Raw genomic sequence first — 22768 nt, 5'->3', positions numbered from 1 at the left:
CATGGCGTTCCGACGCCCGTCCCGGTTCGCCGGGTTCACCACGATCTGGTTCGGCCAGCTGCTGTCGGCGCTCGGCACCCGGATGACGAACTTCGCCCTGAGCATCTGGGTGTGGGACGCCACCGGCCGGGCCTTCGACCTGACCATGCTGATGGCGTTCGCGTTCGGCGCGACAGTCATCTTCAGCCCGATCGCCGGCGCGCTGGTCGACCGGTGGGGCCGACGACTGACCATCGTGCTCAGTGACATCGGCTCGGCGCTCACCACCGCCGTCGTGCTGCTGTTGTTCCTCGGCGGCTCGGTCGAGGTGTGGCACCTCTACCTGGTCAACCTGGTGACCGGCGCGTTCCTCGCGTTCCAGCTCCCCGCGTACCAGGCGACCATCACGGTGATGATGGAGAAGGGCCAGTACCCGAGGGCCAACGCGATGATGTTCGCGGTCCGGACCATTCCGGTGATCTTCGCTCCCGGCTTCGCCGCCGCCCTGCTGGGCTTCATGGACATCAAGGTCATCCTGCTCGTCGACGCGCTCTCCTACGTGGTGGCGATCGGGGCGGTGCTGCTGGTGCAGCTCCCACCCCGGCCCCGCTCGACCCAGCCGGACGAGGGCGGCTTCTGGTACGACACGATCTACGGCTTCCGCTACATCCTGGCCAGCCGGGCGTTCACCGGGCTGGAGGCGATCATGTTCGCCATCAACGTGCTCGCGGCCGTCGGCTTCGCCCTGCTGGTGCCGCAGATCCTGGCCCGCACCGACAGCAGCACCAACGCGGTCGGTCTGGTGCAAACCATCGGCGCGGTGGGCGGCGTGGCCGGCGCGCTCCTGCTCGGGCTTTTGCCCAACACCCGCCACAAGATCCGCCGGATGCTCGTCGCCATCCTGGTCTTCAGCGTCCTCGGCCGGATCGTCTACGGCGTCGGGGACAGCATCATCGTCTGGTCCGTCGCCCTGCTCTTCCTGCACCTGTCCATCCCCTTCATCGACGGGTACGCCCAGTCGGTGTGGCAGGAGAAGGTCGAGCCGTCCCACCAGGGCCGGGTCTTCGCCGCCCGCCAGTTCATCGAGGACCTGGCGTACCCCGGCGGCACCGCCCTGGCCGGTATCGCCGCGGACCGCTGGTTTGAGCCGATGATGCGCGAGGGTGGCCCCGGCGTGCCGTACTTCGGGTGGCTGGTCGGCAGCGGACCGGGCGCCGGAATGGGCCTGATCTTCGTGATCGTCGGCCTGTTCGGCATCGGTGTGGCAGCCGCCGGGTTCGCCTCGCCGAGCATCCGCCGGATGGAGACCGACCTGCCCGACTACGACGAGCCGACCGACCCGCCGGCCCCGCTGCCCTCGCCGACCGGCACCGACGAGCTGACCGACGACCGCGCGGTGGTGGCGAAGTGACGCTGACCGAGGTGGTGGCCGGGGTCCTGGAGGTCGACCCGGCCGAGGTGACCGACGAGTCCGGGCCGGAGACCATCGGCACCTGGACCAGCCTGCGCCACCTGCAACTGGTGGTGACCCTGGAGGAGGTCTACGGGCTCTCCTTCGCCTTCGACGAGATCCGCGACGTGCGCAGCGTCGGCGAACTGCGGACGGTGCTGCGCGCCAAGGGCACGGAGACGCGATGAGCACCGTCCTGTTCACCCGACGCGCCCGCTGGCAGGCGCTCAGCCGCCGGCGGCCGGCCCCGACGCTGCGCGTCGCCCTGCTGGCCAGCTACACGGCGGACCCGCTGGTGCCGTACCTGGGCCTGGACCTGCACGAGCGCGGCCTTTCCGCCACGCTCACCGTCGGCCCGTTCCAGCAGGTCGTGCAGCAGTGCCTGGCCACCGACGGCTTCCTCGCCGAGGTCCGGCCGGACGTGCTGGTGGTGGCGCAACGCCTTGAGGAAGCGGGCGAACCCGGCGCGGGCGGCGACGCCTGGGCGACGGAGCTGCTGGCCGGGGCCGAGGCGGCCGTCACCGCCGCACGTCGGCACGGCGCCCTGCTGGTGTACGTGCTGCCGGCGATCCCCGCGGCCCGCCCGTCCGGGCCGGCCGACGCGATGCACGCCGACGGGGTGGCCGCCAGCGCCACCGTCGTCCGGCAACGCCTGCGCGACCGGCTGGCCGGCGACCCGTGGGTGCTGCTCGTCGACGCCGACGAGGCGGTACGCGCCGTCGGCGACGAGCGGGCGCATCACCCGGTGCTGTTCCGCCTCGCCAAGGTGCCGTACACCGAGGAGGTCTTCGCCCGGCTCGGGGCGACCGCCGCCACGCTGGTGGCGTCCTGGTTCGGCACGGGCTGCCGGGCGCTGGTCGTCGACGGCGACGGGCTGACCGGCGCGGCGCACCTGCTGCCGGCGCTGCGCGAACTGCGCGCCGCCGGCGTACGGGTGGCGCTGCGGGCCACCGGCGACGGGTGCTGGTCGGACGGCGATGCCGTCGACCTGCTGGGCGTGCTCGACGGCTGGGTCACCGACGACCGGCCGATCGGCGCACAGCTCGCCGAGATCGCCGAGGCGCTGGACGTGGCACCGGCGCAGCTCGTCCTGGCCGGCGTCGACGCGGCCCAGCTCAAGCCGCCCAGTGCTGGGCCGCCCAGTGCAGGGCCGCCCAGCGAAGGGCCGACCAGCGAGCGGTCGACCAGCGAAAGGCCGACCAGCGAAAGGCCGACCGGCGATGAGCCGACCGGCGACGGGCCGGCGGTCGAGGGGCCGCCGCGGCGCGTGCTGCTCGGGGCCGACCCGACGGCGTGGCCGGACGAGCTGCGGGCGGCGCGGTTGACCGACCGGCTGCCGGAGCGACGGTGGATGGGCGGCGGGACCGGACCCCTCGCCGCGCCCGCCGAACTGTCCCTGGACGACTTCGTGGCCGGCCTGGACGTCCAGGTCGACTACCGGCCCGTCGCCGCGGACGGCGTCGGCGAGGTCGCCGAGGTGGTGGCCCGCGCGCACGACTTCGCCCTCGCCCCGGCCCCACCGGCCGCCGCGTTGGCCCAGCGGGCCGCCGATCTCCTGGCCATCCGGGTCCGCGACCGGCTGGGCGACTACGGCACCTCGGGCCTCGTCGCGCTGGACCGCGGCGCCGACCGCTGGACCGTCGACGTCTTCTCACTCTCCTGTCCCGTGCTGGGCAAGGGCGTCGAGGCGGCCGTGCTGCGGGAGGTGACCCGCCGGGCCGGCGCGGCCGGCGCGGACGAGGTGGTCGTCCGGTGGACCGACACGGGCCGCAACGGCACCGCCCGGCGCTTCCTGTCCGAGGTGGACGGTCTCGCGCCCGCCGATCCTCGGGTCCGGCTACGCGCCATCCACGCGAGCGACGACCGGACCACGGGGGTACGGCCATGAGCGCGCCGCCGGTCGGCGTCGGGGTGGCCGCCCTGGCCCACGTCCTCGGCGAGCCGGTCGACGTGGCGGCGGCCGCGGCCGCGTACACCAAGGATCTTGATCGTCTGCGGTCCTGGGAGTACCGGACCTTCCACCGGGCCGGTCCCACCGTCGGGGTGACCGACCTGGCGGTGGTGGCCGGCGGCACGGCCCTGGACCGGGCCGGGCTGTCCGCCGCCGACGTGGACCTCGTGGTGCTGGCCATCCCCGACCTGGCCGAATACCTCTACTGGGATCCCGCCGCGCACACCCAGGCCCGCCTCGGCGCGCACCGGGCCGAGGCGGTGCTGCTCAACCAGGCGTGCGGCGGCGGGGTGGCCGCGTTCGACACGGTGGCCGGGCGGTTCGCCACCCATCCCGACTACCGGACGGCGCTGGTGATCGGCGCGAACCGGGTGTGCGAGCCCTACTGGAACCGGATGGAGGTGAACACCAGCGTCTTCTCCGACGGCGCGGCGGCGGCCGTGCTGGTCCGTGACCACGACCGGTGCCGCTGGCTGGCCACCGAGACCATCACCGACGGCCGGTACGCGGGCTTCATGCGGATGCCCGTCGGCGGCGCCGCCCAGCCGTTCACCCCGGACGCCGGCACCCCCCGCGTCGGTGACCCGGCGGACCGGCTCAACGAGTTCTTCGCCGGGGACGTACGGCGGATGTTCCGGTTCGTCGCGACCATCCGGGAGCGCAACCGGCAGGTGGTCCAGGCGGCCTGCGACCGGGCCGGCGTCACGCTCGCCGACGTCCGCCGCTTCGTGCACTTCCACGACAACGCCCGGCAGTTCGCCGAGCTGGCCAAGGACCTCGGCGTGGAGCTGGAACGCACGAACGTCGAGCTGGCCCTCGCGCACGGTCACATCGGCTGCGCCGACCAACTCATCAGCCTGGAGCGCCACCTCGACAGCGGCGAGGTGGCCACCGGCGACCTGGTCGCCCTGACCAGCACCGGCAGCGGCATGCACTGGGTCTGCACCCTGCTGCGGGTCTGACCGGCCGCCGCACCCACCCACGGGAAGGAACACCGAACATGAGAGTCGAGGAGGTCCTGCACCGGATCCGCCGGCTGCGCCGACCAGGCGCGGCCGCCGACCCGGAGCTGGCGCCCGGCCTGGTCCACCTGGACGACGCGGCGGTCACCGCCGTCGCGTCCGCCGGTCGGCTGCTCGCCGACGTACCCGTCGAGAAGCTGGCCAGCCCCGACTTCCCGCTGCGCCCGCTGCGGGTCGCGGTCACCGGCACGTTCACGCCCGGCACGCTGGAACCGCTGCTGCGGGTGGCGCTGCTGCGGATCGGCATCGCCGCCGAGATCCACGTCTCCGGCTTCGACCAGCTCGTGCTCGACCTCAGCGACCCCGGCTCGGCACTCGCCGAGTTCCGGCCGGACGTCACGCTCTGCCTGCTGCACGACGGCTGGTTCCTGCCCGCCGAGTGGGACCCCGGCGACCTGGCCGGCCTCGCCGACGTGCTGCGCGAACGGGCCGGCGTGCTCACCGCCGCGCTGCGCGGGTACGCCACCCGCACCGACGGCGCGGTGCTGCTGCACACCGTGCCGCTGTCGCCGTTGGAACACCGCAGTCTGGTCAGCTTCCGGGGGCGGGCCGAGCTGGGCCTCCTCTGGCGGGAGCTGAACGCCCAGCTCCTGGAGCTGGGTGGACGGGACACGACGTACACCCTGGACCTGGAAGCGCTGCTGGTGGACCACGACGGTCCGGTGCGCGACGAGCGCCTGTACCGGTTCGCCAGCATGGCGTGGACGCCCACCGTGGAACGCCGGTACGCCCACGAGGCGGCCACCTTCTGCCGGGCGGCCCTCGGCCGGACGGCCAAGGTGCTCGTGCTGGACCTGGACAACACGCTCTGGGCGGGCGTGCTCGGCGACGACGGGCTCACCGGCATCCGACTCGGCGCCGACTACCCGGGCAACTGCCACCGGGACGTGCAACGTCGCGCCCTGGCGCTGCGCCGGCAGGGCGTGCTGCTCGCGGTGTGCAGCAAGAACGACCCGGACCTGGTGACCGAGGCGTTCGCGCAACATCCGGACCTGCTGCTGCGCGCCGACGACTTCGTCGCGCAGGCGGTCAACTGGGGGCGCAAGGACGAGAACCTGCGCCAGCTCGCCACCAGCCTCAACCTGGGCCTGGACGCCGTCGTGTTCGCCGACGACAGCCCGTTCGAGTGCGAGCTGGTACGCCACGAGCTGCCGAGCGTACGGGTGGTGGAGCTGGCCGGCGACCCGGCCGGCTTCTCCACGCGGCTGCTCACCGAGGGGCACTTCACCGTACTGTCCACCGGCGCAACCGACCGGGAACGCACCGAGCTGTACCGGGCCCGCGCCGGGCGGGAGCGGTTCGCCGCCACGTTCGACTCCGCGGCCGACTACCTGCACGAGCTGAAGTTGCGGGTCAGCGTCCGGGACGTCGACGCGCACAGCCTGCCCCGGGTCGCGCAGCTCGGGCTACGCACCAACCAGTTCACGATGGCCGAACGGGCGCACACCGAGGCGCAGACCCGGGCCCGCGCCGACTCCCCCGACCACCTGGTGCTCACCGTCGAGGTGGCCGACCGGTTCGGCGCGGAAGGGCTGGTCGGCGGCCTGTGGCTGGACCGGACCGATCCGGACGCCTGGGTGATCGAGAACTTCGTGCTGAGCTGCCGGGTGTTCTCCCGGGGCGTTGAGCAGGCGGCCCTGCACCGGGTGACGGAGCTGGCCCGCTCGGCCGGCGCGACCCGGCTGGAGGCGCTGTTCCGGCCCACCGCCCGCAACAAGCCCGGCGGGGCCGTCTGGCCGTCCGCCGGCTTCACCGTGGCCTCCGTCGAGGACGGCACCACCCGGCACGTGCTGCCACTGCACCCCCCGCCCCGGCTGCTGCCGGCGTGGATCGCCCTGGAGGAGGGAGACATCCGTGCCTGACCTGTTCACCACCGTCGCGGGCCTCATCGAGCAGGTCGCGGACGTACCGGCCGAGGAGATCACGCCCGACGTCCGGTTCGCGTCGTTGGCCCACTGGACCAGCCTGGAGGCGCTGCGGCTGCTCTCCGCGCTGGAGGACGACCTCGGCGTACGCCTGGACCTGCGGGCGTACCTGGCGGTGACCGCCGTCGGCGAGCTGGTCGACCTGGTCGCCGCCGAGCGGGACGGGGTCGTCCGGTGACCGCCACCCGCACCGAGGTGGCGCCCACCGCGCCGACCCGGCTCACCGACGCCGACCTGGACCTGCTGCTGCTCATCCGGCACTTCGAGCTGGCGCTGCTGGACATGTTCGGCCGGGGCGAGCTGCACGGCACCACGCACACCTGCCTGGGCCAGGAGTACGTGCCGGTGGCGCTGCGCCCGCTGCTCGACGACGACGACTTCGTGTTCAGCAACCACCGGGGCCACGGCCACTACCTGGCCCGGTTCGACGACCCGCACGGCCTGCTCGCCGAGGTGATGGGCCGCGACGGCGCGGTGTGCCACGGTGTCGGCGGCAGCCAGCACATCCTGCGCGAGCGCTACCTGTCGACCGGGGTGCAGGGCGAGAGCGCGCCGGTGGCCGCCGGGGTCGCGCTGCACCTCAAGCGCACCGAACCCGGCCGCCTGGCGCTGGTCTACCTGGGCGACGGCACGTGGGGCGAGGGCGCCGTCTACGAGGCGCTGAACATGGCCGCGCTGTGGGGCCTGCCGCTGGTGCTGGTCGTGGAGAACAACGGCATCGCCCAGTCCACGCCGACGACCGCGCAGCTCGCCGGCAGCATCGGCGGCCGGGCGCGGGCCTTCGGGGTGGACCACCTCCGGATCACCTCCACCGACACCGAGGTCGTCCGCGCCGCGCTGACACCGGCGCTGCGCCGGGTCCGCGAGCGGTCCACGCCGTACGTGGTGGAGCTGCTCACCCACCGGGTGGGGCCGCACAGCAAGGGGGACGACAGCCGTCGCCCCGAGGAGATCGCGCACGCGCGGGCGCACGACTGGTACGCGCGTTACGCGCGGGCGTACCCGGAGCAGTTCGACGCGCGCGACGAACGCCAACGGGCGTACGTGGCCCAGGTCGTCGCCGACGTCGCCGGCCGCCCGGCGAGCCGCTGGACGGAGGAGAACCGTGGCTGAGCGGGTGGTGGAGAACCTCAACCAGGCCCTGCACGCGCTGCTGGCCGACGACCCCACGCTGAGCGTGCTCGGCGAGGACCTCGTCGACCCGTACGGCGGGGCGTTCAAGGTGACCCGGGGACTGTCGGCGCGCTGGCCGGATCGGGTGCTGTCCACCCCGCTGAGCGAGGGCGGGATCGTCGGCGTGGCCGGTGGGCTGGCCCTGGCCGGGCAGAGCGCGATCGTCGAGATCATGTTCAGTGACTTCGTGGCGCTGGCGTTCGACCAGATCCTCAACTTCGCCAGCAAGTCCACCGCCATGTACGGCCGGCGGGTGCCGATGCGGCTCGTGGTGCGCTGCCCCAGCGGTGGCAACCGCGGGTACGGCCCGACGCACAGCCAGAGCCCGCTGAAGCACTTCATCGGCATCCCCGGCCTGAGCGTGCACGAGGTGTCGCCCTTCCACGACAACCGGGCGGTGCTCGCCGGGATGCTCGCCACCGGCCGGCCGGGACTGCTCTTCGAGGACAAGGTCCTCTACACCACCCGCATGTACGCCGACGGCGTCGTGGACGAGCTGTTCCGCTACGACCTGATCGGCCCGGACGCCGACGTCGCCCGGGTTCGGGTGGACGAGGAGGAGCAGGCCGACTGCGTGCTTGTCGTACCCGGCGGGTTGGCCGCCCGGGCCGTGTCGGTGGCCCGGGAGCTGCTGCTGCGCGACGACGTCGTCTGCCAGGTGCTGGTGCCCTCGCGGCTCTGGCCGCTGGACACCGACGCCCTGCTGCCGCCGATCGCGCGGGCCGGACGGGTCGTGGTGGCCGAGGAGAGCACCGCCGGCGGCACCTGGGGCGCGGAGCTGGCGCAGGTCGTGCACCGGCGGCTCTGGGGATCGCTGCGCGCGCCGGTACGTCTCGTGCACTCCGCGGACAGCGTCATCCCGACCGCCGCGCACCTCGAACGCACCGTGCTGGTGCAGGACGCCGACATCCACCAGGCCGTGAAGGAGGTCGTCAGTGGTGACTGACCTGGTCGTCCCCAAGCTCAACAACAACGACACGACGTACGTCCTGCTCGACTGGCTGGCCGAGGACGGCGAGCGGATCCGCGCCGGCGAGCCGATCGCCGAGGTGGAGACGTCCAAGGCGGCCGAGGAGCTGCTCAGCGACGGCGACGGCGTGCTGCACCGGCTCGTCGAGGTCAACCAGGAGTGCGCCCCGGGCGACGTCATCGGGCACGTCTTCGACGACGAGGAGGCGCGGCAGCGGTTCCTCGCCGCAGCGGTCACCGCGGCCGCCCCGACGCCCGACACCCGACCGGGTGGGCCCGTACTCACCGACTCGGCCCGGGAACTCGCCACCGCGCACGGCCTGGGCGACGACGAGTTGCGCGGGCTCGGCAAGGCGGTCGTGCGGCGTACCGACGTGGAACGCCTGCTGGCCGACCGGTCGGCGGCGCCCACGGCCGCGACCGAGCCGGTGGTGGTGGCCGCGGCCGCCGCGCTGGCGGCCGGCGACGGCCCGGAGCCGGACGACCCGCGCCCGGTGCACACGCTCTCCCGCGCCCAGCGCGCGGTGGCTGCCGTGGTCACCGAGTCGCACCGCGAGGTGCCGGCGGCGCTCGCGGTGATCAAGGTACGGGCCGACGCCGCCCTCGCGGTCGCCCGGCAGCTCACCCGCGCCACCCGCACCCTGGTCGGTCTGCCGGAACTGCTGGTCAAGGTGATCGGCGGGCTGCGCGAGGACCACCCGTTGCTGTTCGCCTCCCCCGGCGACGGCAGCAGCGTACGGCTGGCCGAGGCGGCCCACGTCGGCGTCACCATCGACGTCGGGACGGGCCTGTTCATCCCGGTGGTCCGCGACGTCGAGGAGCTGACCTGCGCGGAGATCGCCGAGACGCTGATGGACTTCCGCAGCCGGGCCGGCGGCGAGGGCTTCCGGGCCGGCGAGCTGGCCGGCGGGACCATCGTCGTGTCCCTGCACACCGATCCCGACGTGGTGCTCGCCGGGCCGATCGTCTTTCCCGGTCAGACCTGCGTGGTGGCGATCGGCGGGACCCAGGACGAGCTGGCGCTGGACGCGGACGGTCAGGTGGTGACCCGCCGGTTCGTCAACCTGAGCGCCGTCTACGACCACCGGGTCGTCAACGGCCGGGAGGCGGTCGCCTTCCTGCAGGCGGTGAAGGCCGCCCTGGAGTCCCCCGACCACCTCGCCGAGGAGTGACGCGCCGGTCAGCCGAAGAGCTTCTCGTCGCACACCTGCCAGCCGACCTCCGACTCCAGCCGCAGGTCGAGCCGCAAGGTCTGACCGTTCCGGCCGGTCAGTTCGACGGTCACCGAGGCGCTGTTGCTGGCCTCGTTGGTGAAGGCGGCCCGGCCCATGGTGTGCGACACGGGCCGGCCGAGGCGCTGCACCGCCGAGGTGAACGCCGCCAGGTCGGTCCGCTCCCTGATCTCCTGGCACAGGGATTCGTGGGCGGCGGCGTCGTCGTTGCGCTCCAGCCGATGGACGAACTGGTCGGCCGCCGCGCGCGGCTCGTCCACGTCCGGTCCGGCGTACATCCACAGGAGAAAGCCGCCGACCGGCACGGCGAGCGCCGCCAGGCACCCGAAGATGATGGCGCCCGCGACGATCCATCCCGTACGCGAGGCCCTGGGCGGTGGGTCAACCGACGGGGGGTGCGGTGACAGGGCTGGGCGCATGGCGAAAGGCTAATTCCGGCGGGTACCTGACCGACGACGGTACGGCCACGAATCGATCTCGCTGTCCGTGGAGCCCGCCGGTCAGCCGGTCACGCAGGTCTGCCGGTCGTGATCGTTGGCCGCCGAGCAGCGGCGTGGACGGCGTGTCGTGATGCTGAGCCGCCAACGATTACGAGCGGCGGCGGTGGTGGCAAGCACGCACAGCGCGGCGGCGCCGAGCAGGGGTGGACGTCCGCCCAGGTGGACGGCCGCCGAGCCGAGCGGGATCGCCAGGACGAGCGGCCCGAACATCGCGGTGTTGGCCGTCGCGGCGACCCGGCCGAGCAGCGCCGCAGGGGTGTGCGTCTGCACGGCGGTCACCGCCGCGACCACGGTCCACGGCAGTCCGACGCCGACGGTCGCCGCGCCCGCCACCGTGACCGGCCACCAGGGCAGACACCGGGCCAGACAACCCGTCGCGAACAGCACCGTTCCAGCGACCCCGACGGCCACGGGACCCCGTCGGGTGAGGAGCCGACCGACGACGAGTCCGCCCAGGATGGAGCCGGCGCCCTGGGCGCTGGCAAGCACCCCCAGAAAGCTCGTTGGCAGGCGCAGTTCCGTGACGACGATCGCGTAGAGAGCGGCGGTCACGAAGCCGGACATGGCGATCGACACTCCGGCGAGCAGGACCGGAACGCGGATGGTCCGCTGTCCGGCCAGGACTGCCAGTCCGGTACGGAGGCTGTGAGCCCGCCTCGTCGGTCGCCCGGATGGCGGCCGGTTCAGGCGGACCACCAGGTAGAGGAGGGCGACCAGAATCGGCATCACCGCGCTCAGCGCGGCCACCGCGTGCCCGCCCTGCCAGGCGTAGAGGCCCGCGCCGACCAGCGGCGCGACGAGCTTCATGCCCTCCTGGGCGCTGGAGCGCCACCCGTTGACGTCGCCGAGTTCCGCTGCCGACAGCGCGGACGGCAGCAGCGCCGTCTCGCCCGCGTCGATGAGTACGTAGCTGACACCGTAGGCGCACGAGACGGCGAAGACGAGCCAGGTCTGCCCCGGCCCACGGACGGCGAGGAGCGAGAACAGGGCGGCGGCCAGCGCGAGGTTGACGGCGATCACCAGTGGTCGCCGGGACGCCCGGTCGAGTAGGCCGCCGAGCCACGGGCCGGCGAGGACCGGGGCGTACACGCAGAGCCCGGTGAGCGCGGCGACGGCGGTCGAGCCGGTGAGGTCGAGGACCCAGAGGCCGGCCACCAGCGACATGGCGCTGCTGCCGAAGCCGGACAGCATGGAGATCGCCACGAACAGGTAGGCGTTGCGCCGCATTCAACCCTCCAGGTTGAGCCGAGTTCACTCACATCCTGTTGGGTTGAGCCTCGATCAGGCAATGCTGGCAGTGCGGTGTCAATGCAACATTGACAAGGCGGTGTCGAGGGCGTCCGCCACCGTGTGCACCGGCTGCGGCAGTCGGTCGCCCGCCTGGTCGAGGTCGGCGCGCAGATGCAGGGCCAGCGCGTAGAGCGACCCCGGGTCGGCGTCCAGAGCCGCGTCGACCGTGCTCCGCACCAGTGTCGCCCGACGGAAGCGGGAGTCCCACCGCCGGTCCGTCGCGATCCACCGCCCCAACTCGGCCACCGCGGCCCGCAACGCCACAATCCGCGGCGAGTAGCCCCGGTCCAGGTCCTGCCGCCGCGCACGCCGTGCCACGGCCAGGCGCTGCCGGCGCTGCTCGGCCGCCTGCCGGCTGCCGAGGCCCAGGGCCGTCGCGATCTGCGCCCAGGTGACGCCATCGTGGCGGGCCCGGTCGATCAGCTCGGCCTCGCGCTCATCCAGACGGGTACGAGCGGCACGGACCTCAGCCAGACCGGCCAGCGGCGTCGTCACCGTGTCAACATTACATTGACAGCTCGACGTCGCGAGGGTGCGGCAGTGCAGGGCTCAGGCGAGTCGCGGTCTGCGATCTGCGGTCCCGGCCGGACAGCTGCCTGTTGCCACGGTTTCCCGACGGGCGGGGTGGCCCCCACTATCCGACGACGCTGTCGAGCTGCCCCATCTCTGGGACGGCCGAACGCTGGCGAGCTGACCCCTCTTGCGGGACGACCAGCCGCCGTCGAGCCGCACCGCTTCCGGGACGACCCAACGCTGGCGAGCTGCCCTGAGGAAAATTCACCCGTCGTGTTGAACCGTTGTCATGGACACGCCGTTGAGAGCCAGACAGCAATCACCCACACGGGAGGACCACAAGCATGCCCCCCGCGAACGACGCGACCGCGGTTATACGCCAATGGCCTACGAGGAAATCATCGCAGACCCGAGCCTCGCCGATCCCCAGATCGCACTCGCCTGGGGACATGCCACAGGCCGACTTCCACCTAGCGTCAGAAGATTCAGCGCGTTGAGCGAGGAAGTCTTGGATGACCTTGCTGACGCGCACGGAATCCGCCACCGCTACTACACGCTTGCGCGGGAGGGCAGGAATTTTGTCCTCAGGAAGAATACCGATTTTGCCCCCCACGGCGCCAATCGGAATCGTGCGGCAAATGTGCGGATTGCCCCGCCCGCTGGCTGGTCGCCGCAGACATCGGCTCGGGCGACCTATCAGGACATCACGGACTGGGCTCGACCCTCCGGCCAACTCGCCGAAAGCAGCCGCTCAGCAGACCTGCCCAGGATGCTGAATGATTTTATTACTGCCAGCGAATCCAGACAAAATCCATACACCGTGACCCGAGACGGCAACACCGCTGGTCTAGCCATCACCGGATCGAGCACGATGTATCAGGATCCCAATCCCTATTCGGTCGCGGCTCAGTGGGCCTCCCACGGCCAGTACGCCAACAGCGCGGGCCCCGCCTCCTCCCCCTCCATCAGCGACATGACTTCACGCTTCGAGTCCATGAGCATCGGCGACCCCTCGTCGCGAGCCGAAGTGGCAGGCATTCCCTCATCAGGAGCCCCAACACACCAGTACCAGGACAACGACAACGTCACCGGAAGGAGGGCACCGGCTCCTGACCAGGGCACCCCCAGACTCCGACGCCGCTAGGTGGCAGTGGGCAACGATTCGGACGGCGGCTCGAAACGCTCCACCGAGGTCGGGGTCTGTCAAGTAAGCGGCTCTGTCTCAGGACGACCCAACGCTGGCGAGCTGCCCCACCCACAGGACGACCGAACGCTGGCCGGCTGCCCTACTTCTGGTACCACATGGGGCTGTGGGGCTGCCCCACTTCTGGGGCAGCTCGACAGGCAGCACGGACACTTACCTCCGTCGACCGGGCTCACCGCCCAGGCCGGGCCCAGACCAACGCCGAGACTGAGCCAGCGCTGAGGCCGGGCCAGCGTCGGGCTGGCGGACGGCTTCGCGCGGCGAGGCGGTGACCGGCCGTCAGCTCGCGGCGAGGTGTTCGCGGACGCTGCGGGGGCGCATGTCGGTCCAGGTGCGCGTGACGAAGTCCAGGCACTCCTGGCGGCTGCCGGCGCAGCCCGCGTCCCGCCATCCGTCCGGCGCCTCCCGGTGCCGGGGCCACAGGGCGTACTGCTCCTCGTCGTTGACCACCACGCGGTGTTCGTCAGCCATCAGGGTTGCCTTCCTCGTGTCGGGCCAGGTGCAGCTCACGGGCGAGACTCTCGGGCGAGAGCGCCCGGATCTCCGCGAGCAGGTCGGTGAGGTCCCCGTCCGGTACGGCGGGAGCCGGCCGGGCCAGGTCGGCGACGGTACGCGCCAGCGCGGCGGGGGTGGGTGACTCGAAGATCGCGGCGGGCGGCAGGTCGACGCCGAACGCGTCGCGCAGCCGCGCCACCACCCGGGTGCCGAGCAGCGAGTGGCCGCCCAGCTCGAAGAAGTCGTCGTCGGGACCGACCTCGTCCACCCCGAGCAGGTCCACCCAGATCCGCCGCACCACCTCGTACGGATCGTCGGTTGGCGCGACGGCGGTGTCCGGGGTGGTCGGTGGTGGGGCGGCGGTGACCGGCGCGCTCTCGCCGAGAGTGACCGGACCGGGCCGGTACGCGTCGACCCAGTGCCGCTCGCGGGCGAACGGGTACGTGGGCAGGGGCACCCGCCGTCGTCCGGTGGGCCAGTCGACGGGCGCCCCGGCGAGCCAGAGCCGACCGACGGCCAGCGCGACCGTCTCGTCCTCCCCGGCCGGGGTGCGGTCGGCGGGCAGGCTGGTCAGCACCGTCGTACCGCGGGCCGCCCCGTGCTGACGGACGAGGGTGGCCAGGGTGCGGCCCGGTCCGGCCTCCAGCAGCGCGTACCGCTCGCCCAGCAGCAGTTCGGCGGTGGCGGCGAAGTTGACCGGGCGGCGGAGCTGCCGCACCCAGTAGGCGGGGTCGGTGGCCTCGTCGTCGGTGAGCCAGCGTCCGGTCACGTTCGACACGATCGGCACGGCGGGCGGGCTGAGCGGAACCTCGCGCAGGTGCGCGGCGAAGCCGGCCAGGGCGGGCTCCATCATGGCCGAGTGGAACGCGTGCGAGGTACGCACCTCGCGGCAGGCCACTCCGCGCCCCCGCAGGTCGGCGGCGAACGCGGCGACGGCGGCCGTCGCGCCGGAGACGGTGACGAGGCGCGGCGCGTTGGCGGCGGCCACCTCCACGCCGTCGGGCAGCAGCGCCGTCACCTCGTCGACGCCGAGCGCCACCGACAGCATCGAGCCGGGGCTCTGCGCCTGCATGAGCCGACCGCGTACGGCGACGGTGGCGAGCGCGTCGGGCAGCGTGAAAACGCCGGCCAGGCAGGCGGCCACGTACTCGCCGAGGCTGTGTCCCGCCATCGCGACCGGACGTACGCCACGGTGCCGCAGCAGCTCGGCGAGGGCGTACTCGACAGCGAACAGGGCCGGCTGGGTGAGTCGGGTCTCATCCAGCTCCGGTACGGGCGGGACCGGTTCGCCGGGTGGGCAGAGCAGCGTGCGCAGGTCCACGTCGAGGTGCGGGCGCAGCAGTTCGGCGCAGCGGTCGAAGGCCGCCCGGTAGACCGGCTCGGCGCGGTACAGGGTGCGGCCCATCCCCGCGTACTGCGCGCCCTGGCCGGGGAAGAGCAGCGCCACACCGGCCGGCGTACCGGTGGCGACGCCGGTGCGGACCAGCGACGAGCCGCGGTCGGCGAGCCGGGCGGCGGCGGTGCGGGCGTCCGGGGCGACGGCGACCAGGCGGTGACCGAACGCCCGTCGCGTGTGGGCCAGGGTGTACGCGGCGTCGGCCAGCGGCACGTCCGGGTTCCCCTCCAGGTGGGTGGCGAGCTGGCTACGGGCCTCAGCGAGCCCGTCGGCGTCCCGGGCGGAGAGCACCAGCACGTGCGCGGACCGCTCGTCGTCGGGGAGTTGCCGCGCCGGTTCGGCGGCCTGGAGCACGACGTGGGCGTTGGTGCCCCCGATGCCGAAGGAGCTGACCGCCGCGCGGGGCGGTCCGCCCAGGTCGGGCCAGGGCTGCGGCGCGGTGGGCACCCGGAACGGGCCGCCGGCCAGCTCGGGGTGCGGCTCGGTGCAGTACGGGCTGGGTGGTACCACCCGGTGGTGCAGCGCCAACGCGGCCTTGATCAGCCCGGTGACGCCGGCGGCGACGTCGAGGTGACCGACGATCGACTTGACCGAGCCGAGCGCACACCGACCCCCGCCAGCGCCCCGACCCTCAGCGCCCCGACCCCCGACCGCGTGCTGGAACGCCTCGGTCAGGGCGCGTAGCTCGATCTGGTCGCCCAGCTCGGTGCCGGTGCCGTGCGCCTCGACGTAGCCGATGGTGGCGGGGTCGACCTCGGCCACCTCCTGGGCGGCCCGGATCGCGGCCACCTGACCGTCCACCCCGGGCGCGGTGAACCCGACCTTCACCCGGCCGTCGTTGTTGATGGCGGAGCCCCGGATGACGGCGTACACCGTGTCGCCGTCGTCGCGGGCGTCCGCCAGCCGGCGCAGGACGACCACGGCGGCGCCGTCGCCTCCCACCGTTCCGGTGGCGCGTACGTCGAAGGGCCGGCAGTGCCCGTCGCGGGACATGATGCCGCCGACCTCGTGGCGGTAGCCGGTGCCGGTGGGCAGCAGGATGTGCGCCGCGCCGGCGAGCGCGACGTCGCATTCGCGGGCGAGCAGCGCCTGCGCGGCGAGGTGTACGGCGACGAGCGACGACGAGCAGGCCGTCTGCACGGCCACGGCGGGTCCCCGCAGGTCCAGGTGGTACGCCACCCGGGTGGGCAGCGAGTCCTTGTCGTTGGCGAGCATCAGCTCGTACTCGGAGACCGAGTCGAGCCGTGGATTGCGGAACAGGTGGTGCAGGAGGTAGCCGCTGGCCGCCGCGGCGGCGTACACGCCGACCAGCCGGTCGGGGTCACCGGCGAGGTGACCGGCGCGTTCCAGGGCGGTCCAGGCCGTTTGGAGGAAGAGCCGCTGTTGCGGGTCGAGCAGCCGTGCGTCGCGGGGCGAGTAGCCGAAGAAGCCGGCGTCGAAGCGGTCGACGTCCGGCAGCGCGCCGTGCGCCGGCACGTGGTCGGGGTGCCGCCGCTCCTGTTCGCTCAGCCCGTTGGCGGCCAACTCCGCGTCCGTGAACCGGGTGATGGTCTCCTGTCCGGCGAGGACCCGACGCCACAGTTCGTCGACGTCGGCCGCGCCCGGAAAGCGGCCGGCCATCCCGACGATGGCGATCTCCAGTCCGGTCTCCTGCTCGCTCACGCTCGTCCCTCCCCCGCCGGCACCGGGCGGGCCCGGCGGGCCCGGTCGGCCAGCGCCTGCTTGCGTTCGTCTCGTCGGCGGCCGCCGGTCGGCGTCGCCGTGGGCGCGGACCCGCCGTCGAGGAAGCGGGCCAGCTGCGCGACGGTCGGGTAGCGGAACAGCTCCACCGCCGGAACCGGTCGGCCCAGCCGGTCGGCGAGTCGGGTCTGCACCCGTGCAAGCAGCAGGGACGTGCCCCCGAGGTCGAAGAAGTTGTCGTCCGCACCGACGTCGTCCAGCCCGAGCACCTGTCGCCAGGTGTCGGCGATGGTCCGTTCGACGGCCCCGTCGGGCGCCACGTACCTGGCGCCGAGATCGGCGCGGGCCACGGCGGGGGCCGGCAGACGCGACGCGTCGAGTTTGCCGCTGGACGTGAACGGCAGGTCGGGCACCACCACGAACGCGCTCGGCACGAGGTAGCGGGGCAGCCGCCGGAGCAGGCTCTGGCGTAGCTCGTCCACCGCCAACCCGTCGCCCACGAGGTAGCCGACGAGTCGTCGGCCACCGGGCGAGTCGGTCCGCACCACGGCGGCGGCGCGGCGTACGCCCGGGTGCTGCCGCAGGTGGGCTTCCACCTCACCCAGCTCGATCCGGAAACCGTTGATCTTGACTTGGTTGTCCGCCCGGCCGAGGAAGACGAGTTGTCCGTCGGCACGCCAGCGGACCAGGTCACCGGTGGCGTACATGCGCGCCCCCGGCGTCGGCGCGTACGGGTCGGGCAGGAAGCGTCCGGCCGTGAGCGCGGCGTCGCCGTGGTAGCCGCGGGCCACGCCGAGGCCGCCGAGGTGCAGCTCGCCGGGCACCCCGGGCGGTACCGGCCGCAGCTCGGTGTCGAGGACGTAGGCGCGTACCCCGGTCAGCGGGCGACCGATCGGCAGCTCGCTGTCGGTGGGCGCGCAGTGGGCGGCCGTGGCGGTGACGGTGGCCTCGGTGGGGCCGTACCCGTTGATCAGGAGCCGGCCGCGCGACCAGGCGGCGGCGACGTCCGGCGCGCAGGGTTCCCCACCCACGGTGAGTACCCGCAGGTCGGGCAGGGCGGTGGGGTCCAACGCGTCGAGGACCACCGGCGGCAGGTCGGCGACCGTGACGCGGTGCCGGACGAGCGCGGCGGCCAGGTCGGGGCCGGGTGTGCGCTCGTCCGGGCCGAGCAGGCGCAGGGTCGCGCCGACGGTGAGCGTGGTGACCACGTCGGACAGCGCGACGTCGAACCCGATCGAGTGGAACTGCAGGACCCGGTCGCCGGCCTGGACGCCGACCAGCCGGGCCTGCGCCTCGGCGAGGTTGGCCAGCCCCCGGTGGGTGCCGATGACGCCCTTCGGCAGCCCGGTCGAGCCGGACGTGTAGATCAGGTAGGCGGCGGCGTCGGGGTGGACGGGCGCCGGGAGCGTGGCGTCGACGGCCGGCGGTTGCTCGTCGAGGCGCAGCAGCGGCACGTCGGTGGTCGGCAGCGCCAACTGCGCGTCGGCGGTGGTGACCACCAGCGCGGCGGCCGAGTCGGCGAGCAGGTGCGCCAGCCGGGCCGCCGGTAGCTGCGGGTACAGGGGCAGGTACATCCCACCCGATCGGAGTACGGCCAAGAAGGTGACCACCCAGTCGGGGCCGGCGGGCAGGCAGACGCCGACGGTCGTCTCGTCCCGCACACCCCGGGCGGCGAAGGTCCGGGCCAGGCGGTCGGCCCGGGCGTCCAGGTCCCGGTAGGTGACAGCCTGATCGCGGTACGCCACCGCCACCGCGTCCGGGTTCGTCCTCGCCTGGCGGGCGACCAGTTCGCCCAGGCTCGGCTGCTCGGGTGACGCGGGCGCGGTGGCGGCCCAGCGGTCGACCAGGTCCCGACCGGCGGCCGGGTCGAGCAGCGGCAGCCGGTCGACCGGGGTGTCCGGGGCGGCGAGCGCGGCCATGAGCAGGGTGTCGAGCTGGTCGGCGAGCGCGCGGGCGGTGGACTCGTCGAAGAGTCTCATCCGGTACTCGATCCGCCCGTCGATCCGCCCCTCGTGTGCGACGACGGTCAACGTCAGGTCGAACATGGACGTACCGGTGTGCGTCTCGCCGCTGGTCAGCACGGTCACACCGGGCAACGTCAGCCGCTGTTCCCAGCCGTCCTCGACGGCGAACATGACCTGAGCGAGGGGATGACGGCCGGGATCGCGGACCGGGCGCAGCTCCTGCACCAGGGCGTCGAAGGGCACCGGATCGGTCAGCGCGGTCAGCGCCGAGTCGCGGAGCCGGTCCAGCAGCGCGGCGAACGTCAGTCCACCGTCGACCCGACTGCGCAGCACCAGGGTGTTGACGAAGAAACCGACGGCAGTCTCGCTGTCGATCGTCTGACGGTTGGCCACCGGCGTGGCGATGAGCAGGTCCGACTGCTGGCTGCGACGGTGCAGCAACGCCGCCCAGGCCGCCGCGAAGATCATGTACGGGGTCGCGCCGGTGCGTCGTTGCGCCTCGGCCACCCGGTCGGCCAACCCGGGAGGCCAGGAGAATTCGATCTCGTGGCCGGCGTCCTCCAGCTCCACCGGACGGGGCCGGTCGGTGGGCAGGTCGAGACCGGGCGGCGCGCCGGCCAGCGCGTCACGCCACCAGTCGAGCCGCCGGGCCAGCTCGGTCGGGCCGAGCAGCCGGTCCTGGGCCAGCGCCGCCGGCACGTCCCGGGGGACCGTCGGCAACGCCACGGCACGGCCCTCCCGCAGGGCCGCGTACGCCGCCGACAACTCCTCGAAGAGCAGACCCATGCTCCAGCCGTCGCAGACCACGTGGTGCAGGCTGAGCAGCAGCGAGAAGTCATCCGGGCCGGTGCGGCACAGGGTGGCGCGCACCAGTGGCCCCCGGGACAGGTCGAACGGGCGTACCGCCTCGGCGGCGGCGTACCCGTCGATCCGCTCCGGCGCGACGTCCACCACCGTGAGCGGCAGACCGGTCGCCGGCAGGACCAGCTGGTACGACTGGCCGTCCAGCGGCACGAAGACCGTGCGCAGCGCCTCGTGCCGCGCCACGATCTCGTCGAGCGCGCCGCGTAACGCGGCCACGTCCAGGTCACCGCGCAGGTCCACCCGGTACGGCACGTGGTAGGCGGGGCTGTCCGGTCGGAGCTGGGCCAGCAGGAGCATCCACTCCTGGGCGGCGGTGAGCGGGTGGATGCCGTACCGGTCGCCGTCCGCGCGGATCGCCGCGAGGAACGTCCGCCGCCGCTCGGGTGGCAGGGCCTCCACGCGCTGGCGCAACTGGGCGGGGGTGAGCGCGCCGATCATCGGGCGGCGTCCTGTTCGAGCTGGTCGAGCAGGCCCGCGAGATCGGCGGGGGGCGGCCCGTCCAGCACGACCGGCGCGACCGGATCGGCGGACTCGGCGGGCGTGCCACCGATCTCGTCCAACGCGGCGGCCAGCGCGGCAACCGTCGGGTGGTCGAAGATCAGCCGCAACGGCACCTCCGCGCCGATCGCGGCGGCGAGCCGGGAGCGGACCCGGGTCGCCTTGAGGGACCGTCCACCCAGGTCGAAGAAGTCGTCGGCGCGGCGGCGCACCGGCACGCCGAGGACGTCCTGCCAGATCTCGGTCACCGCCCGCTCGGTGGGCGTACGGGGAGCGTCGTCGTCGGCTGCCGGGGTGGCGTCGGGGGCGGGCAGCGCCGCGACGTCCACCTTGCCGTTGCGGTTGAGCGGCAGCCGGGGCAGCACCACGAACACGGCCGGCACCAGGTGGTCGGGCAGTTGCTCGCGGGCCCGTTCCCGGATCGCCGCGACGCCCACTTCCTCGTCGGGCACGACGTACGCGACCAGCCGGGCGTCACCGGCGGCGTCGCGATCGGCGCGCACGATCGCGTCGCGAACCAGCCCGCCGCGGCGCAGCGCCTCGGTCACCTCCCCCGGCTCGACCCGGTACCCACGAATCTTCACCTGGTGGTCGGACCGGCCGACGAACTCGATCAACCCGTCCGGGCGCTGCCGGACCACGTCCCCGGTGCGGTAGAGCCGGCCCCCGGCGCGGGGGCCGAACGGGTCGGGCACGAACGTCTCGGCCGTCGCGTCGGGGCGGCCGAGGTAACCACGGGCCACGCCGTCGCCGCCGATGAACAGCTCGCCCAGCACGCCGGGCGGTACCGGTCGCAGGAGACGGTCCAGCACGTACACCCGGGTGTTGGCGATCGGACCGCCGATCGGCACGACCGGGTCCGCGGCGGTGAGCCGGGCGCAGTCGTACGTGGTGCTGTAGGTGGTCGCCTCGGTCGGGCCGTACCCGTTGACGAGCGTCGTGTCCGGGCACGCCGCCCGCAGCCGCTCCACGGCGGTCCGGTCGGCCTGTTCGCCACCGAAGGTCAGGTAGCGCAGCGCGGCCAGGGCGTCCGGCGCCTCGGTCGCCACCTGCCGGGCCACGGAGGTGGCCAGGAACATCATCGTCACGCCGGTGTCGCGCAGCCGGGCGCGGAGCCGGTCCGGCACGATCACGTCGTTGATGTCCAGGTCCGCGAGGCAGGCGCCGTTGAGCAGCGCGCCCCAGACCTCCAGCGTGGCCGCGTCGAACGACATCGTGGCGGCCTGCCCCATCACGTCGTCGGGGCGCACGTCGATGAAGGTGGTGTCGCGGACCAGCCGGACGATGTTGCGGTGGCTGACGCCGGTGCCCTTGGGGCGGCCGGTGGATCCCGACGTGTACATGACGTACGCGAGTTGGTCGGGGTGAACCGTCACCGCCGGGGGCTGGGCCGGGCCGTCGTCGGTCGGCAGGCGGTCCACAGCGATCCGGGGCGTGCCGTCGTCGGGAAGCCGGTCGGCCAGCGCGGCGGCGTGCAGGATGACGCCCGGCGCGGCGTCCTGGCACATCAGCGCCAGCCGCTCCGGCGGGTAACCCGGGTCCAGCGGCAGGTACGCGGCGCCCACCTTGAGCGTCGCCAGGGCGGCGACCACCCAGGTCGTGGTGTCGGCGAGGCAGATCCCGACGATCGTCTCGGCGCCGATGCCGCGCCGGAGCAGACGCCCGGCCAGGTGGTTGGCGCGCCGGTCCACCTCGCGGTAGTCGAGCCTCTGGTTGTCGTCGCGCAGCGCGGGCGCGTCCGGGGTTCGCCGGGCCCACTCGGCGAACAGCGCGGGCACCGACGACTCGCGCGGATAGGCGGTGTCGGTGGCGTTCCAGTCACGCACCACCCGCCGTTCGGTCGCCGGGTCGAGCAGCGGTAGGTCGGACAGCCGCGCCCCGGGGCGTTCCCGCGCCCGGTCGAGCAGGACGGCAAGGGCCGCCGCGATCGACGCGACGTGCGGGTGTCCGGCCACCGTGGCCGTCGGCCGTTCGTCGGCGTCGTCGATCAGCAGCCGCAACACACCACGATTACCGGGCGGCGGTTGATCGGAGCCGATCGATACCACCGGCCGATAGCCGAGAGGAGTTTCGGGCAATTCCCTGTCATGCGCCCGGGCTTCACGTAGCGCCGTTCGGACCAGGTCCCGCAGCTCGGTCCAGGTGGGATCCTCGGGCAGCCGAACCCGGACCGGCAGCCAGCGTCCACCGTCGGTCGGGGCGGCCGGCGTCGCGGCGAGCAGATCCCGACCACCGACCCAGCGGTGCAGCAGCGCGAACAGGCCGGCCAACACGCTGACCTGCGGCTCGACCTCCTCGCCCAGGTCAACTCGGGCGTCGCCGGGCGGGTCTGCCGTCGGCGGGAAGGGCAGGTCCGGCGGGTCCGGGAGGGCGGCGAGCTGCCGCTCCCAGAAGGCGGAAAGGACAGGAAGAATTGTCTGTTCGGTCATCGGATCTCAGCTCCGATCGGCGGGTGACACGCAATGACCGAGAGTCTGGCCCGCGCCCGTGCCAGTTGCTTGTACGGACAGTTCGGGTGCCGTTGCGGCGACCTGAGGGAAACCTGAGCGCGGCTTTATGCCGATAGCGCATTGCAGTCAGTAAGTACACCGACTCTTTTGGTTATGGCGATGCCGCTCGATGAAGGCAATGATCGTGCCGGGGGGAAGCCACGCCGGGTGACG

Annotated in this window: 17 protein-coding genes; 10 read left to right on the top strand and 7 right to left on the bottom strand. The window is 73.3% G+C overall.

The annotated features are described in order from the left end of the window. Nucleotide 1: 1 nt before the first annotated feature. Genes AB0B55_RS01060 through AB0B55_RS01020 form a run of 9 tightly spaced genes read left to right on the top strand, consistent with a single transcriptional unit; the run spans nt 2 to nt 9641 of the window. Nucleotides 2-1390, top strand: a complete 1389-nt coding sequence (locus AB0B55_RS01060) for an MFS transporter (protein ID WP_357169257.1) — start codon at nt 2-4, stop codon at nt 1388-1390. Further along, nucleotides 1387-1617: an acyl carrier protein gene (locus AB0B55_RS01055; protein ID WP_355048096.1), complete on the top strand. Its 231-nt coding sequence runs from the start codon at nt 1387-1389 to the stop codon at nt 1615-1617. Before AB0B55_RS01060 ends, AB0B55_RS01055 begins: the two co-directional genes overlap by 4 nt. Beyond that, complete coding sequence (locus tag AB0B55_RS01050; RefSeq protein WP_357169253.1) at nt 1614-3317, top strand: hypothetical protein; 1704 nt, start codon at nt 1614-1616, stop codon at nt 3315-3317. The genes AB0B55_RS01055 and AB0B55_RS01050 overlap by 4 nt, the downstream gene beginning before the upstream one ends. Beyond that, the gene (locus tag AB0B55_RS01045; protein ID WP_357125637.1) at nt 3314-4342 is read left to right on the top strand and encodes a 3-oxoacyl-[acyl-carrier-protein] synthase III C-terminal domain-containing protein; all 1029 of its coding nucleotides are present in this window, start codon (nt 3314-3316) and stop codon (nt 4340-4342) included. The genes AB0B55_RS01050 and AB0B55_RS01045 overlap by 4 nt, the downstream gene beginning before the upstream one ends. 38 nt (nt 4343-4380) lie before the next feature. Next, a complete protein-coding gene (locus tag AB0B55_RS01040) occupies nt 4381-6264 on the top strand; it encodes an HAD-IIIC family phosphatase (RefSeq protein ID WP_357169250.1) in 1884 nt (627 codons plus the stop codon). Continuing rightward, a complete protein-coding gene (locus AB0B55_RS01035) occupies nt 6257-6505 on the top strand; it encodes an acyl carrier protein (protein WP_357125631.1) in 249 nt (82 codons plus the stop codon). The genes AB0B55_RS01040 and AB0B55_RS01035 overlap by 8 nt, the downstream gene beginning before the upstream one ends. Beyond that, a complete protein-coding gene (locus tag AB0B55_RS01030) occupies nt 6502-7440 on the top strand; it encodes a thiamine pyrophosphate-dependent dehydrogenase E1 component subunit alpha (RefSeq protein WP_357125628.1) in 939 nt (312 codons plus the stop codon). Before AB0B55_RS01035 ends, AB0B55_RS01030 begins: the two co-directional genes overlap by 4 nt. Beyond that, nucleotides 7433-8446: a transketolase C-terminal domain-containing protein gene (locus AB0B55_RS01025; RefSeq protein WP_357169247.1), complete on the top strand. Its 1014-nt coding sequence runs from the start codon at nt 7433-7435 to the stop codon at nt 8444-8446. Before AB0B55_RS01030 ends, AB0B55_RS01025 begins: the two co-directional genes overlap by 8 nt. After that, complete coding sequence (locus tag AB0B55_RS01020; RefSeq protein WP_357169244.1) at nt 8439-9641, top strand: 2-oxo acid dehydrogenase subunit E2; 1203 nt, start codon at nt 8439-8441, stop codon at nt 9639-9641. The genes AB0B55_RS01025 and AB0B55_RS01020 overlap by 8 nt, the downstream gene beginning before the upstream one ends. A gap of 8 nt (nt 9642-9649) precedes the next feature. On the opposite strand, the gene AB0B55_RS01015 is transcribed toward AB0B55_RS01020, so the two are convergent. From AB0B55_RS01015 to AB0B55_RS01005, 3 genes are all read right to left on the bottom strand, one after another. After that, nucleotides 9650-10120: a hypothetical protein gene (locus tag AB0B55_RS01015; RefSeq protein WP_357169241.1), complete on the bottom strand. Its 471-nt coding sequence runs from the start codon at nt 10118-10120 to the stop codon at nt 9650-9652. An 81-nt stretch (nt 10121-10201) separates the two neighbouring features. Beyond that, nucleotides 10202-11428, bottom strand: coding sequence for an MFS transporter (locus tag AB0B55_RS01010; protein ID WP_357169238.1), 1227 nt, complete (start codon nt 11426-11428; stop codon nt 10202-10204). Nucleotides 11429-11506: 78 nt separating this feature from the next. Continuing rightward, nucleotides 11507-11986 carry a hypothetical protein gene (locus tag AB0B55_RS01005; protein ID WP_357169235.1) on the bottom strand — a complete coding sequence of 160 codons (480 nt, stop codon included), beginning with the start codon at nt 11984-11986 and terminating at the stop codon, nt 11507-11509. A 400-nt stretch (nt 11987-12386) separates the two neighbouring features. On the opposite strand from AB0B55_RS01005, the gene AB0B55_RS01000 reads away from it, so the two are divergent. Next, nucleotides 12387-13148 (top strand): hypothetical protein, encoded by a 762-nt coding sequence (locus AB0B55_RS01000; RefSeq protein ID WP_357125610.1) that lies wholly within the window; start codon nt 12387-12389, stop codon nt 13146-13148. A 339-nt stretch (nt 13149-13487) separates the two neighbouring features. Here the strand turns inward: AB0B55_RS01000 and AB0B55_RS00995 are convergent, their stop codons facing one another. Genes AB0B55_RS00995 through AB0B55_RS00980 form a run of 4 tightly spaced genes read right to left on the bottom strand, consistent with a single transcriptional unit; the run spans nt 13488 to nt 22534 of the window. Continuing rightward, nucleotides 13488-13679: an MbtH family protein gene (locus AB0B55_RS00995; protein WP_355048249.1), complete on the bottom strand. Its 192-nt coding sequence runs from the start codon at nt 13677-13679 to the stop codon at nt 13488-13490. Next, nucleotides 13672-16761: a type I polyketide synthase gene (locus AB0B55_RS00990; protein ID WP_357169232.1), complete on the bottom strand. Its 3090-nt coding sequence runs from the start codon at nt 16759-16761 to the stop codon at nt 13672-13674. Before AB0B55_RS00990 ends, AB0B55_RS00995 begins: the two co-directional genes overlap by 8 nt. Then, on the bottom strand, nt 16758-20045 hold the full coding sequence (locus AB0B55_RS00985) for an amino acid adenylation domain-containing protein (RefSeq protein WP_357169229.1): 3288 nt from the start codon (nt 20043-20045) through the stop codon (nt 16758-16760). The genes AB0B55_RS00990 and AB0B55_RS00985 overlap by 4 nt, the downstream gene beginning before the upstream one ends. Further along, the gene (locus AB0B55_RS00980; protein WP_357169226.1) at nt 20042-22534 is read right to left on the bottom strand and encodes an amino acid adenylation domain-containing protein; all 2493 of its coding nucleotides are present in this window, start codon (nt 22532-22534) and stop codon (nt 20042-20044) included. Before AB0B55_RS00980 ends, AB0B55_RS00985 begins: the two co-directional genes overlap by 4 nt. Nucleotides 22535-22768: the final 234 nt, after the last annotated feature.

Source organism: Micromonospora sp. NPDC049107, assembly GCF_040648595.1.
GTDB lineage: Bacteria > Actinomycetota > Actinomycetes > Mycobacteriales > Micromonosporaceae > Micromonospora.
This window is presented reverse-complemented; position numbering and strand designations above follow the sequence as displayed.

Excerpts from the sequence above, each read along its gene's own strand:
- AB0B55_RS01060 (WP_357169257.1), top strand. The coding sequence starts at position 2 with ATGGCGTTCCGACGCCCGTCCCGGTTCGCCGGGTTCACCACGATCTGG.
- AB0B55_RS01050 (WP_357169253.1), top strand. The coding sequence starts at position 1,614 with ATGAGCACCGTCCTGTTCACCCGACGCGCCCGCTGGCAGGCGCTCAGC.
- AB0B55_RS01045 (WP_357125637.1), top strand. The coding sequence starts at position 3,314 with ATGAGCGCGCCGCCGGTCGGCGTCGGGGTGGCCGCCCTGGCCCACGTC.
- AB0B55_RS01040 (WP_357169250.1), top strand. The coding sequence starts at position 4,381 with ATGAGAGTCGAGGAGGTCCTGCACCGGATCCGCCGGCTGCGCCGACCA.
- AB0B55_RS01015 (WP_357169241.1), bottom strand. The coding sequence starts at position 10,120 with ATGCGCCCAGCCCTGTCACCGCACCCCCCGTCGGTTGACCCACCGCCC.
- AB0B55_RS01010 (WP_357169238.1), bottom strand. The coding sequence starts at position 11,428 with ATGCGGCGCAACGCCTACCTGTTCGTGGCGATCTCCATGCTGTCCGGC.
- AB0B55_RS01000 (WP_357125610.1), top strand. The coding sequence starts at position 12,387 with ATGGCCTACGAGGAAATCATCGCAGACCCGAGCCTCGCCGATCCCCAG.
- AB0B55_RS00995 (WP_355048249.1), bottom strand. The coding sequence starts at position 13,679 with ATGGCTGACGAACACCGCGTGGTGGTCAACGACGAGGAGCAGTACGCC.
- AB0B55_RS00985 (WP_357169229.1), bottom strand. The coding sequence starts at position 20,045 with ATGATCGGCGCGCTCACCCCCGCCCAGTTGCGCCAGCGCGTGGAGGCC.
- AB0B55_RS00980 (WP_357169226.1), bottom strand. The coding sequence starts at position 22,534 with ATGACCGAACAGACAATTCTTCCTGTCCTTTCCGCCTTCTGGGAGCGG.